This is a genomic window from Candidatus Wallbacteria bacterium (genome assembly GCA_028687545.1).
Classification (GTDB): domain Bacteria; phylum Muiribacteriota; class JAQTZZ01; order JAQTZZ01; family JAQTZZ01; genus JAQTZZ01.
In genome coordinates, this window is the sequence record JAQTZZ010000038.1 from 22,655 (window position 1) to 36,606 (window position 13,952).

The window sequence follows — 13,952 nt, forward strand, 5'->3', positions numbered from 1 at the left end:
ACAGGATGCATCAAAGAAAAAGGCTTATCCTGTCCGTTTATTGCCTGTTGCTCTTTTTTCTGGCGCAGGGTTTTCTAACGCCTGGTGAAATCAAGCGGGCCAGAACATTTTTCGAGAATGGCATTGCACGTCTTAATGAAACCAAGTATAGCGAAGCGATCGGAGAATTTCAGGAATCCCTGAAAATCAACCCTGATCAGAGCGACGCCCATTTTTTTCTTGGTAATGCCCTGAAAATATCCGGAAATGCAGAAGGCGGGATCAAGGAATGGCACGAAGCTATCCGCCTTAACAACCGCTGGCTGGAACCGCGTCTTGCGATCGCTGCGACCCTGCGTGAATTGCACCGGCCGGCCGAATCCATTGATGAACTTACAAAAATCACACTGATTTTCCCGGAAAAAATAGATATTTTCAGAGAAATCGGAGATGTTCATTTCGAGACCGGCGATTATGCCCTGGCTTTGAACGCTTATGGCAAAGTACTGAACAGCCATCCTGAAGATCTTGAAACGCTGCATAGAGTGCTTGAATGCTATCGTAAGACCGGTGAGCATGACCTGCTGCTCAGTACTGCGGATAGAGTGCTGAAAATCGACAATACAGACAAATCAGCCCGCGCAATCATACCGCTGCCGGTCAAACCCACGCTTGAACTGAGCCCTGTCCCCATAGCACCCAAACAGACCAGGAAAGTGGAGCTGGAAAAGCTGGTGGAAGAACCGCTGGTGCCTGTCTTTGTCTGGAAAACTCTGTTTCTGATCCTGATCTTCTCTTTCCTGTTTTATCTATTCCGAAGGCCACTGATACTTGCATTTCTCCCGACTTTTGAAGATTACGAAGCTTATCTCAGAATGGCCGGAGAGCTGTTCCCAGCCGAACCCAGGGTGCGGCTGGCACTGGAAAAAGTTTACATCAAAAGAGGAGATTTCCACCGGTTGTCTGAACTGCTGACCCCGTTGCCTGATGAGGAAGTGCCGAGGCAGGATCTGGAAAAATACGCCTATTACTGCGAAAAAGCCATGCTGTTTGACAAGGCTGAATTGGTGATCGAGAGACTGACTTCCTCAAATGCCGAAACCGGGCTCCTGATCCGACTGGCCGGACTGAAGGTAAGACTGAAAAAATTCGATGAAGCCGGTGACATATGTTACAAAATACTGGGGAAATCCAAGAGCGAGTTCCATAATTTGATCGGATTCCTGGAAGAACAGCAGAATATTTTCGAGACTGACTTCAAATTCAGGGAATTGATCGGGAATGTTTATTTTCTGGGTCACGAGTATCAGAAGGCAGGAATAGCTTTTGACTACATTCTGGACAGAGACAGAGAAAACCAGCAGATCTTGGTAAAAGCCGAAACCTGTGCCAGGGCTTCGCAGAACTGGAAAAAAGCTGCAAGCTACTTGACAAGTCTGTCGGCCTTGAATCCGAAGAATTCTGAATTTTACTTAGACCTTGCTGAAGTCAGCTTCAGGGCGGAGAAATACAGGCAGGCAGTGGAAGGTCTGAAATATGTCCTCGATCATTTTGGTTTCCTTGCCCAGGAAGTGGAAAAGAGGCACGAACAGTATTTCAAGGAACCTGAATACCGCAAAGTTTCTTTGCAGCTGCAGGAACTTCTGGCGAAATCCACCAAGACAGGGAAAACCGGAAAAAATCAGGAACAGACATTACGCGAAATGATCGCTGCCAACCCGTCAAATCAGGATCTTCGATTCAAGCTGGCAGATCTTCTGTTTTCTCAACAGCGTAACGAAGATTGCCTGGACGCGCTGAGCGCTGAAGAACTGATCGGAAATCGCGAAACGATTCCAAGGATCAGAAAACTGGTGGAACTGACAGTAAGCGAGCGCGCTCTCCTGTTACTGACCAGGGCGATGTCTGAACACTCTGATCTGACAACCCTGATCAGCATGTGGATGAAGTACCTTCCAGCTGAGCGGAAGGGATGTGATTATCATCAGACACTTGCCAGACTCTATGAATTGAAAGGGGATCTGGCCAGATCCTCACACCATCTGCTCCAGGCCTACCGGATAGGAGGAAAGCCTGAAGCGGAAGCCGTGCATTCTTCGCTCAAGCGTCTCGCCCTCGCGGCTTCCAGTAAAAACATCATCAAATACAGATTCCTGAATCTGTCACTCGAACTTAACAAATTTCAGGATTACCGTGAAGGAATTCTACCGCTCCTGCTGAATGGACCCAGGCTTGAAAAGGGCCTTTCACTGTTTCTAAGGGGGAATAAATACTGTGAAAGCGATGATGCCTTCTGCAGAAATTTGGCAGCACTCGTTTCCTCCAATCCTCTGAATCCGATTCTCCAGGCAGCTTATGCATCGCTATTGTCAGAGAAGGGAGACCGGAAAAACGCCAGAAAAGCTCTGGATAAGGCAACCCAGATTTGGCCTGAGTCTTCATGCATCTGCAGGCTCAAGGGGGATCTGCTGATCCGGGAAGGCATGCTGGAACAAGGGCTGATACTATATGACCAGGCTCTGGATGCTGCACCCCATAACCAGGACCTGAGGCAGGCAGCCGGACAGCTCAGAGAGAGATTGCTGGAGAAGCAGATTGCCGAAGCCAAGGCCATTCTGGCCGGGACCGCGCTGGATTTCATCCCTGTCATCGTCTTCGGCAATCAGGTGGATGCCAAACCAGGCAAGTTCTACCGCGAACTTTTCCCTCAGCGGGAAGGGAAGCGGGAATTCGTGCAGATCCAGCTCGGCAAAAAATACCTTGAAAAACGCATGTTTGATGATTGCATCAAATTGGTACAGCCTCTTACTTCTGACGAGAGACCTGACTACCGTCTGGAGATAGACCTGATTCTCTGCGAAGCTTATTTTGCAAAGAATTACCGGGACCTGGCCCTGGAAAAACTCAGGGAAATCGAAGTTCTTTCTGCAAAATCAACTCCCAAGGACAGGGTAAGGACTCTTTATAAAAAGGGAGTGATCCTGGAACGCTACAACCAGCTCGATGAAGCCAGGAAAAGTTTCCAGGAAGCCGCCCTGCTGGATTTCAGCTTCAGGGACGTGGCGAAGCGGGTCGAACAGATCAATCGTAAGCTTGACATTAACAGGACATTCATAGTCCGGAAGGACATCGCAGAAATCCTGAGGGAAAAATACCCGACCCTTGAAAAAATGGGAAGGGGTGGATTGAGTGAAGTCTATCTGGCATCGGAAAGCGTTGGAGGCGGTCAGGTAGCTCTGAAAGTTCTGCTGCCGGAATTCATCAATGACGAAGAAATCAGATCCAGATTCCAGAGAGAAGCTGAAGCTACATTAAAACTTTCTCATGAAAACATCCGGAAGGTTCTGAAAGTCGAAGCGAGCGGGCTGATCTATCTTGTGATGGAATTCGTGGAAGGTTCGACTCTTAAAGAGGAAATCTGCTCCAGGGATAATCTGCCGGAAGCTGAAGCTGTCAGGATCGCGCTGGGGATACTTGCAGGGCTTGAATATGCCCATGAAAACGGGATTATGCACCGTGACGTCAAGCCTGAAAACATCATTCTGGGAAAAGGTGGTGCAGTCAAGCTGCTGGATTTCGGCCTGGCCAGATTCGAAGAGGAGATCAGTCGGACCCGGATCGGAGTGGTGATGGGAACCAGGTCCTATATGTCCCCTGAGCAGATCAGAGGAGAATCAGTGGACCTAAGGTCCGATATTTATTCATTCGGATGCACCCTCTACGAGATGGTTACCGGGCAACCCCCATTTTCCTCGGGTGACATCGCTTATCAGCATCTCAATCTCAAGCCTGTCTCTCCCAAGCGTTTGAACCCGGAGTTGACGGATAAACTGGAGGTTGTGATTCTCAAGTGTCTGGAAAAGGAAAAGGAAAAACGATTTTCAACCGATAGGGAAATTATCAAAGAGCTTTTAAGCTTCTCCGGGAAATAAAAAAAACAGAGCTTCGGAGAGGAAGCCCTGCAAAAGTTGGGGGGAACGACTTTTGTGGGAACTTAATGGATGTCTAATTTTGGCGCAGGGAAATCTTTTATTCCTCTGAAATAAACAATGAATTCGCAATTAGGGCATTTCAGGATATTAGTTTCTTTCTGAGGTACGCTTACCAGTTTTTTGTGGCAGAGGGGACAAACCATATTAATACCTCGCTATTTCATTTTTCGACATGAATGGTATCGGTGGAAAAAAAAATAACCTTAGAGGTATTGGTAATTTAATTTACATTTTTTCCTATTTTTCTTATAATCAGGAAAGAATCAGGCGGTCGACCGCTAATTCGCAATTTTGTTTCAGGTAAAAAAAGGAGAGGATCAGTATGAGAATACTTGTATTGGGTAGGGGAGGCAGGGAACATGCCATTGTCTGGAAAGTCTCCCGGAGTCCTCTGGTGAAGAAAATTTACTGTGCAACGGGCAATTCGGGGATTGCTGAACTGGCAGAACTGGTGGATATCAAGGCCGAAGACATCAACGGCCTGCTCAAGTTTGCCGAACAGAAAAAAATCGACTTGACTCTTGTCGGTCCCGAGGTTTCCCTAACCGAAGGGATTGTAGACCTCTTCCACGAACATGGGCTCAAGATTCTCGGCCCCACTAAAAATGTCGCCAGACTTGAAGGATCAAAAGCCTTTGCCAAGAGGCTGATGATGAAATATGACATCCCCACCGCCAGATTCGGAGCTTTTTCTGATGAACAGGAAGCTTTCAAATACATAGAGAAAGTGGGAGCTCCACTTGTTGTTAGAGCAGACGGTCTTTCGGCAGGAAAGGGCATCATCATCGCCAAGGACGAGATCACTGCCAAACTTGCCGTCAATGTGATGATCAAGGACAGAATCTTCGGCGATGCCGGCCGGACGGTAGTGTTAGAAGAATATCTGATGGGCCAGGAAATCTCCTGTTTTCTGTTCATCCACAAGAACAAGGTGCTCAGCTTTACCACCTGCGAGGATTACAAGCGAGCTTACGACGGCAATCGGGGACCGAATACAGGAGGCATGGGAGCGTTTTCCCCATCCAACAAAGTTGATGCTGCCCTGGAAAAGAAGATCGAGAAAGAGATCTTCAAACCTGTGATTACAGCAATGAAGAAAGAAGGCATGGAATACAGCGGAGTGATGTTTGTGAGCCTGATCCTGTCGGAAGACGGTACCCCAAAGGTTACCGAATTCAATCTGCGTTTCAACGACCCTCTGACCCAGGTTGTGCTGCCACGCCTTAACGCGGACCTGGTGGAAGTGGTGCTCGGCATTCTCAATGACGATACAAAAAAACTCAAGATTGAATGGGATAAGCGGTCCTGCCTGAACGTGGTCGGTGTTTCTGAAGGATACCCTCTTAAATACAGTACAGGTCATGTGATTACCGGACTTGACAAGGTGTCCTGCTCTCCCGATCTGCACCTCTTCCATGCCGGCACTAAGAATCATAACGGGAATCTGGTCACAGGTGGCGGACGCGTGTTCGATATCACCTCGATCGGGAAGAGCATTGAGGAGGCCAGAAAAAAAGTTTACGAGGAAATCAAGAAGGTCTGCTATTCCGGTATTCATTACCGCAAAGACATCGGGATATAGGAGGGGGGAAATGAGCAGCAAAGGCGAAGTCCATATGAAGTTCTGCGAATCCCTGGACCGTTTCGTCGAAATCAGACGATTCACCGACGAGGAAGTCCAGAAGATTTTCCAGAATATAAAGATCACAGACAAGAAATCATACAAGAGGCTGATCATCAGCACTGCGGTCGTTAATTATCTCGACGAGATCGCACCGCTGATCTTCGGAAATAACAATTACTCTCTCTTTGGTGAAATCACTGAGCAGGAGCTTTACAACCTATGCATCCAGGTCAATCCGGAGCTGGACATCAAGAAGGTCACCATCACCATCAAGAAGGACAACGAGGATCAGAACATCCCGTTGCTTGACAACCTTCCGGAGGGCGGCATCGATGTCTCTGAACGTTTCATCAACATGGAGAAATATCTCAAGAAACGGATCATCGGCCAGGATGAAGCCGTAGGGCTGGTATCTCAGGCCATCCGCAAGGCGCACGTAGGGTTGCGCAACCCGGATAAACCGATTGGAAGCTTCATGTTCGCAGGGCAGACAGGCGTGGGAAAGACTGAGCTCGCCAAAGTGCTGGCGGAATTTCTCTTCGGCGACGAGAAGGAACTGGTCCGGGTCGACTGCTCCGAATATTCCCAGAGCCATGAATATGCCAAACTGATCGGTGCTCCTCCGGGATACATCGGACATAAGGAAGGCGGCTTTCTCACCGAGGCCATCAAGAACAAGCCCAAAGCTGTGGTGCTGTTCGATGAAATCGAGAAGGCTCATCCGAAGGTCCACAATATTCTGCTCCAGATCATGGACGATGGAATCCTGACCGACAGCCAGGGAGAACTTATTTCGTTCAAGGATTGTGTGAGTATCCTCACCACCAATGTGGGAGTGGAAGAATTCAGGGAACTGGACAAGGTGATCGGATTCGGTTCGGATGCCATGAAAAAGGATCATCAGGTCAGAGTCAAGGAAACAGTAAGGGCATTGGAAAAGATTTTTCCACCTGAATTTCTGAACCGCGTAGATGAGATTGTCACTTTCAAGGCTCTGGACAAGAGCAATATGATTGACATCCTGGAGATACAATTGCGCGAGGTCCTCATCAGGCTGAATAAACTGGGCATCGAAATCGACATGGGCACTGAAGTCAGGGAATTCATAGTGGAGTTGGGAAGCAATGTCAAGTACGGAGCCAGACCCTTGAAGAGAGCCGTGAAAAACCTGGTGGAAAATCCTCTGGCAGAAGGCATTCTGGAAGGCAGATTCAAAAAAAGCGACAAGATGAGGGCTTTCGTGGATGCTGAAAGCAGGGAACAGAAAATCATCAAATACGAAGTGGTTGCCGGCGGGACCCCGAGCCTCGAAAAAGACGGCGTGGAACCGGAAAAAGAAAAAGAGAAGAAAAAAAGCTCCAGGAAGAAGGAAAAGGCCTGATGCTTTACAAAAACCAGGAACAGATCGAATATTGCCTGCAGCGCATGGGCTATCAGATATTGGAAGAGACGCTTCCCGACAAGCTGGCACTGATTGGGATCAAGGAACGGGGCCTTCCACTCGCCAAGAGGCTGAAGCGGAATCTGGAAAAAATCGTGGGCTGCGAAATACTGCTGGGAGAATTGAACATTTCCCTTTATCAGAATGACCTGAGCCTGCTTTCCACCGGCCCGATCATTCATGACGTGGAAATCCCGTTCGGCATCGGCGGCCGGGAACTGGTCCTGGTGGACGATGTCCTGATCACAGGACAGACTGCGCACGCTGCAATCGACGCTATCCAGGATCTTGGACACCCGGCCAGGATCAGATTCGCCTGCCTGGTGGACGTGAAGCGCAGAGAACTGCCTATCTACGCCGACTATGTGGGCTGGAAGCTCCGCCTGACTCGTGACGAGCAATTGATTTTCAAAATATCGGAGATCGACAAAGAAGAAGGTATCTGGGTCGAACCCATCAAGAGGTGATATTGGAGAACAATCTTAACGAAAATGGCATTATCGACGGGACTGGAACCAATCCCCAGCAGGAACTGATCGAGCGACTGGCAGCAGTTTCCTGGCAGATCCGCAAGGATGCAGCTGACCGGCTTTCCAAATACGGCGATAAAGTGATTCCTGACCTGATCAAATCCCTCAATTCCCAGAATGACGATCAGAGATTCTGGGCACTGGTGGCTCTTTCCAAGATCAGCACCGATAATGCCATGAAGCCTTTGTACAAGCTGTGCAAAGTGCGCGATGAAACTTTAAAGAGTTACGCCACTGTTGCCCTGGGCCATTCCTCTCATCGGGATGCCGTACCTACCCTGATCCTGCTTTTGAATGACCCGGACTGGAGGGTATGCAACGGTGCCGTCAATTCTCTGGTGATGCAGGGAAACAAGGTGATTGAACCGCTGATCCAGGCCTTGAAGAGCGCGAGCTACAATGCCGCTTTCTGGATCACCAAGGTATTGAGCAGGCTCGGGGATGAAGGAATCGAGGTGCTGGTCACATTTTCCCGCTTTAAGAGCAAGAACATCCGGATGCTGGTAGCAGAGGCGCTCGGGGAATCGGAGAATCCCCGGGCCATCAAGGCTTTGCTGAATTTATTGAAAGACGAGCATTGGATGGTGCGGCAGAGTACAGTCGATTCACTGATCAAGCTGGGGGACAAAGTAATTGAGTATCTGATATTTTTTTTAAAGAGTGAAAAGGAAAACATGCTGCCTTTTGTGGAAAAGGTTTTTTCCGGGATGGGTGAATACAGGATCGGTCCGCTGGTGAACCTGCTGAAACACGAAGACAGGGAAGTCAGGATACTGGCGGCAGACGCTCTCGGTAAAACCAACAATTCCAAGGCCGTCAAACCGCTGATCGGAGCTCTGAGCGACAAGGTCTGGCTGGTGCGCAAAGCTGCTGCAATGGGTCTTTCACAGATCAAGGATCTGCCTCTTGAGGATCTGGTGAAATCGCTTTCTTCCGGCGAGGACAATGTCAGATTCTGGGTCGCAGCGATCTTAGGTGAAGTAGGCGAACGCGCCATAGAACCGCTGCTCAAGATGCTCACCGCACCCGAAAAGGAACTGCGCTTCTATTCAGCTCAGGCCCTGGGCAAGATCCGGGACGACAGGGTTGTGATCAACCTGGTGAATGCGCTGCAGGACGAATCCTGGACTGTCCGCAACAAAGTGTCTGAATCTCTGATTGATCTGGGGGATGTTTCCCTGATTCCTGTAATGAAATCACTCATGTCCCAGAATGAAGACCGCAGATTCTGGGCTAAAAAGGTGATCGAAGTGATCGGGCCTCAGGAGCTGGATCAGATCCTGGAGATAATTTCAAATTCCCGCGATTCCGAATTGCGCTATTTCGCGGCCTATACACTCAGCCTGATCGGAAACGAACGCTGCCTGCCTTACCTGATCAATGCTTCTCTCAATGATCCCAACGAATGGGTGAGAAAATACTCCATCACTGCGCTCTCTAAAATCAAGGATAATCGGGCCCTGGATGTGATGGCAAAACTCCTGTTCGACCTCGACGAGGATGTAGCTTACTGGACCGCGAAATCTTTCACCAATATGGGCGAGATGGCGATCGAGAAGATCCGCACGATACTCGAGGCCGGAGATCCTAAAGCTAAAAATCTGGCAATCCTGGCCCTTGGAGGGATCGGGGACAAACAGGCAGTGACCATGCTGATAGACCGGCTTGCTGAAAAAGGTCCGGAAGCTGACCGCTGCGCAGGCATTCTTGCCGCCTGCGGAGAAAAAGCAGTGCCTTACCTGATTGACTGCCTGGGCAGCACCAGAGCCGAAATGAGGGAAAATGCCTCCCGGGTTCTGATCAAGATCGGAGAGCCGGCTGAAGATGCACTGGCAGAAGCTTTGCAGAGCAACAATCAGGACATGAAATACTGGTCAGCCAAAGTGCTGCGCGAGATTAAAAAACTGAAAGACCGCGGTAAAACAAGAGAAAAAAACATTAATCTTAAGGAATAAAGGGGATGCATTTATGGAGCGGGAGAAATTCGATAAAAACCTGTCCAAGGGTACTCAACAGGAAAAATACCAGCTGCTGTATGAAGCCACCAACAACCCGAGGCAGGAGTATTTCGCAACACTGATCAAGATGCTGTCTGAAACCGACGAGTGGCTGCGGTTGAATGCTGTGCTTGCCATCACTGCCCTCGAGAATTCCCAGGCTGTGATACCCCTTCTGGAAACGCTGAAGAACGAGAAGAATGAGTATGTGATAGCTGCCATGCTGAAAGCCCTGGGCAAGCTTGGCAATAAAAAACTCCTGCCGTTCATTATCCCTTTTTTTCACGACAACGACAATCGCGTGGTAGCCAATGCCATCGAAGCAGTGGAATTGATCGGTGATAAATCAGTCTCTGAAAAACTAAAACCATTCCTGCATCATGATGAGGTACGCGTGAGGGTCAACGCAGCCAAGGCTTTATGGAAATTCGGGCATACCGAAGCCATGGACGAGCTGATCACCATGCTTGCTTCCAAGGAAACCTGGATCAGGGACAGTGTGGTCTACGCACTTGGTCAGATCAACACTCCTCAGACCCGTAAAGTGCTGTGTGAACAGCTCCCCGGTGAAGTCGAAGCCTTGAAGCTCAAAATCATTGAAGTATTAGGCAGGATCGGCGATGAACAGGCGGTTCCATGCCTCAGAGAATGCCTGAAGGACAAATCTCTGAGGGTAGCGGAGAGCGCCCAGTGGGCTCTGGCAGGCATCAATCTGCGGCGGGGTGAAAGCCACAATTGCCCGCGCTGCAGCGCAATCAACCGAAACAACAACCATTTCTGCGGTAACTGCGGAGCGACGCTGCCATTAGGGAAATAGCGTGGCTGCTATGAGGCCATGAGTATTTTAATGAAAGAAGTTTGTAAGTTGGTAAGAGAGTAAGTTTGTAAGATGGTAAGTTTGTAAGATGGTAAGTTAAAAGAAATAGCTTCGTAACTTAAAAACTTAAAATCTTATAAACTTATAAACCTGTATTATTATTACTAAATGACTTCGGAGGGTTTTGTGAAAGTACTTGTGTTAAATTGCGGCAGTTCCTCGGTAAAGTACCAGCTTCTGGAAATGGACACAGAAGATGTGATCGCCAAGGGACTGATCGAACGTGTGGGCAAAAATGACGCCATCATCAATCATTCTCCCAAAGGGCATCCCAAAGTGAATTACGTTGCTCCAGTCCTGTCCCACAAAGTCGCGGTGGAGCAGATGATCAAAGAGCTCACTCACAAGGATTACGGAGTAATCAAGGATAAAGATGAGATTGTGGCTGTCGGACATCGGCTTGTACACGGCGCGGAAAAATTCGCCCATTCGGTGCTGATCAACCAGGAAGTGATTTCAAAGATGGAGGAATGCATCGAACTCGCTCCCCTGCACAACCCTCCAAACATCATGGGTGTCAAGATCATGCAGGAACTGCTGCCCGGCAAGCCACAGGTAGGAGTTTTCGATACTGCCTTTCATCAGACTATGCCGGATTACGCTTATCTTTATGGGCTTCCATACGAATTCTATAAAAAATATGGAGTCAGGCGATACGGTTTTCACGGCACCAGCCATTTCTATGTGGCCAACGTGGCAGCCCAGAAAGAAGGAAAAAACATCAATGATCTCAAGATCATCACGATCCATCTGGGAAACGGCGCCAGCATCACAGCTGTGGATCACGGAAAGTCAGTGGACACCAGTATGGGATTGACTCCACTGGAAGGACTGGTAATGGGTACCCGTTGCGGTGATATTGATCCGGCCATCCCATTTTACCTGGGACGCAAACTGAAGCTGGGGCTTTCCGAACTTGACGATCTGCTGAACAAGAAAAGCGGGATGCTGGGTATTTCCATGCTTTCCAACGACATGCGTGAAATCGAATCCAGGATGACTGATGAGAAAGATCCTCACTGCACACTGGCGATGAAAATATACTGCTACAGGATCAGAAAATACCTCGGTGCCTATGCCGCAGCCATGGGGGGACTGGATGTGGTGGTCTTCACGGCTGGAGTTGGAGAAAACAGTCCTGTGACCCGCGCGATGGTCTGTGAAAACCTTGAGTTCTTGGGGCTCAAAATTGATAAAACAGTAAACAATGCCCGCGGATTCGTAAAATTCTCAACCCCGGATTCCAGGGTCAGTGTTTATGCGATTCCCACCAACGAGGAACTGGTAATTGGAAGGGACACGAAGAGAATCGTCGAAAATAAAATGTAGGGGTGAACGGCCGTTCGCCCTTACGAAGAGGCACCGCAAGGATCTGATGGATACCAGCCAGTTGAAAAATATTTATCTTGGATGCACCTACAGCGACGAAGAAATCCTGGAAACCTTACAATCCTATCTGGATCGAAGGCTGGCAGTCAGGTTTCTGCGTGACCGGGCTGAATTGAATAAGGTGGTTCTCGTTTACAGTCTTCTGGAATGGAAGGAAACACAATTTTCCGAACAGGAGATGACCTACGATGATGCGAACGGAGAATATAAGGCCTTCATCGACCTGGGACAGCACCGTTCAGCCTGCTGGAGATTCAGAGTGCATGAAGGGGAAACGATCCGCTGGGAAGACAGAAACCAGCGCAACTGGTTCGTCAACACCAGTTCAGGCATCTGTTTCTCGCGCTTCCAGGACATTCCCGCAAGAACGGCCCGGCTTCTGGCTGACGGAAAGATCGTCGCCTGGTTCCAGGGTGGTTCCGAGTTCGGGAGCCGCGCACTCGGAAACCGCAGCATCCTGGCTGATCCGCGCGATCCTCAGATGAAAGACAAGCTCAATCAGAGGGTCAAACACAGGGAATGGTTCAGGCCATTCGCTCCTTCCTGCCTGGCTGAATATGCGGCAAATTATTTCGATCCGCCCGGTCCGTCGCCATATATGATGACTGTTTCGGGCGTCCTGCCTGATAAATGCAGCCTGATCCCTGCTGTGGTGCATGTGGACGGCACTGCCAGGCTGCAGACTGTGGAAAAAGACCAGAACCCCTTGTTCTACTCCCTGATCGATGAATTCCGCAGGATCACCGGTATCCCGATGCTCCTTAACACCTCGTTCAATCACTCGGACGAACCGATCGTGGAAACCCCGCGGGACAGCCTGGCCTGTTTCTTGAATACTGGGATCGATTGCCTGGTGATGCACGATTTCCTGATCTGGAAGAAGGAAATATGAAGATCCTGCTCATGATTCTGATTCTGACCTTCAGCAGGCAGTCCTTTGCAGATGTCAGGCGGATCGAAATTCCAATCGGGCATATTGCAGATGATTTCACCACATCCGAGAGTTATATCGAAAAAGACACTGGTATATCATCCGGATGTACGGGTTTCAATAATAAACTTGAAACCGGAGAAATCCTTTTTTACCCGCACCTCTCTAAATATGCTAATGTTGCTCCTCCAAACGCTAGTGGTGAAATCGTCTTGTCGGGCGATGTCTGTGACATCCCGTTCGGCAGGGTGATCATGCTGCGGCAGACAGGCAGCGAATGGTATGACATGTCTGCAGCAGGTTCCTTAACCGGAGTTTCAGATCAGCGGATCGACGGCAAGGTTCCCCAGTTTTTCGCAGGCCAGCCTGTGCTGATCAGAATGGATAACCCGCTGGCATACGAAAACATGGGTTTCAATTACCCTTTCAATATCTTCGATGCTACTTATGGATGGAAAAGTTCGACGAATTATTTCTATTCCCCGAGGCAGGTGTTCTGGAAGTCGATCGCAGATGCCAGTGGAAATGTGAAAATCGCTTACAATTTTGATGTCAACAACCGCAGCATGGGATTCGATGAATACACAAACTGGAATGAAACTGACGCTCCTTCAGTCAATACTTATCCATACTGGGCTTATGTACCGATGAAGATTCCTAGTCAGCATGTCCACAATTCCTACTATACCAATCCTCCATATACACCGTTTCCAGCACCAGCTGGATTTACTGTCGACCATCAATGGGACACTCTGGGATACAGCGACATGATCAGCAGGGCACGTTTTTACTGCACGCTCAAGGACCTGAATCGCGGGCTGGACAGAGCTGAAAGATGGGTTCCGGGCTTAGGCACGCAATGGAGCGGCTATCAGCTCAAGATTCTGAGCCGTTTCAAGGGTTACGCAGATTACGGAGTGCTGGACATGATCCTGGCTGCACCCAGGCCCAAGGGACTGGTGCGCTGGCTGAACGTGAACATCAGCCATGCTGTGACTTCTTTTTCAGGTTCAAAGGAATGGTTTGGCAGCGATGAAGTTTTCTACAACGAGCTTTGCGCAGCGAGCACCAGCCGGACTGAGCGGGAGAAATATGTCGGACCCCTGACAGCCGGTCAGGCTGAAATGGCCTGCCTGTTTCCTCAAATGAACACCTATTCGAATCCTTCCAACGAATATCTGATGTTCGATCC

At 49.2% G+C, this 13,952-nt stretch carries 9 protein-coding genes; all 9 read left to right on the forward strand.

The window, feature by feature from the left end; genetic code table 11:
- The first annotated feature begins 5 nt into the window (after window positions 1–5).
- Window positions 6–3,911, forward strand: a complete 3,906-nt coding sequence (locus tag PHW04_13795; protein MDD2716958.1) for a protein kinase — start codon at window positions 6–8, stop codon at window positions 3,909–3,911.
- Window positions 3,912–4,293: 382 nt separating this feature from the next.
- The gene (gene purD / locus PHW04_13800) at window positions 4,294–5,553 is read left to right on the forward strand and encodes a phosphoribosylamine--glycine ligase (protein MDD2716959.1); all 1,260 of its coding nucleotides are present in this window, start codon (window positions 4,294–4,296) and stop codon (window positions 5,551–5,553) included.
- A 10-nt stretch (window positions 5,554–5,563) separates the two neighbouring features.
- The gene (locus PHW04_13805) at window positions 5,564–6,976 is read left to right on the forward strand and encodes an AAA family ATPase (protein MDD2716960.1); all 1,413 of its coding nucleotides are present in this window, start codon (window positions 5,564–5,566) and stop codon (window positions 6,974–6,976) included.
- Window positions 6,976–7,503 carry a bifunctional pyr operon transcriptional regulator/uracil phosphoribosyltransferase PyrR gene (gene pyrR / locus PHW04_13810; GenBank protein ID MDD2716961.1) on the forward strand — a complete coding sequence of 176 codons (528 nt, stop codon included), beginning with the start codon at window positions 6,976–6,978 and terminating at the stop codon, window positions 7,501–7,503. Before PHW04_13805 ends, pyrR begins: the two co-directional genes overlap by 1 nt.
- Before the next feature lie 2 nt (window positions 7,504–7,505).
- On the forward strand, window positions 7,506–9,521 hold the full coding sequence (locus tag PHW04_13815) for a HEAT repeat domain-containing protein (protein ID MDD2716962.1): 2,016 nt from the start codon (window positions 7,506–7,508) through the stop codon (window positions 9,519–9,521).
- Between the two features lie 13 nt (window positions 9,522–9,534).
- Window positions 9,535–10,380 (forward strand): HEAT repeat domain-containing protein, encoded by an 846-nt coding sequence (locus PHW04_13820; protein ID MDD2716963.1) that lies wholly within the window; start codon window positions 9,535–9,537, stop codon window positions 10,378–10,380.
- 186 nt (window positions 10,381–10,566) lie between these two features.
- On the forward strand, window positions 10,567–11,769 hold the full coding sequence (locus PHW04_13825; GenBank protein ID MDD2716964.1) for an acetate kinase: 1,203 nt from the start codon (window positions 10,567–10,569) through the stop codon (window positions 11,767–11,769).
- A 46-nt stretch (window positions 11,770–11,815) separates the two neighbouring features.
- Complete coding sequence (locus PHW04_13830; GenBank protein MDD2716965.1) at window positions 11,816–12,721, forward strand: carbamoyltransferase C-terminal domain-containing protein; 906 nt, start codon at window positions 11,816–11,818, stop codon at window positions 12,719–12,721.
- Window positions 12,718–13,952, forward strand: a 1,235-nt coding sequence (locus PHW04_13835; GenBank protein MDD2716966.1) for a hypothetical protein, incomplete at its 3' end; no start/stop codon positions are given. The genes PHW04_13830 and PHW04_13835, both read left to right, overlap by 4 nt.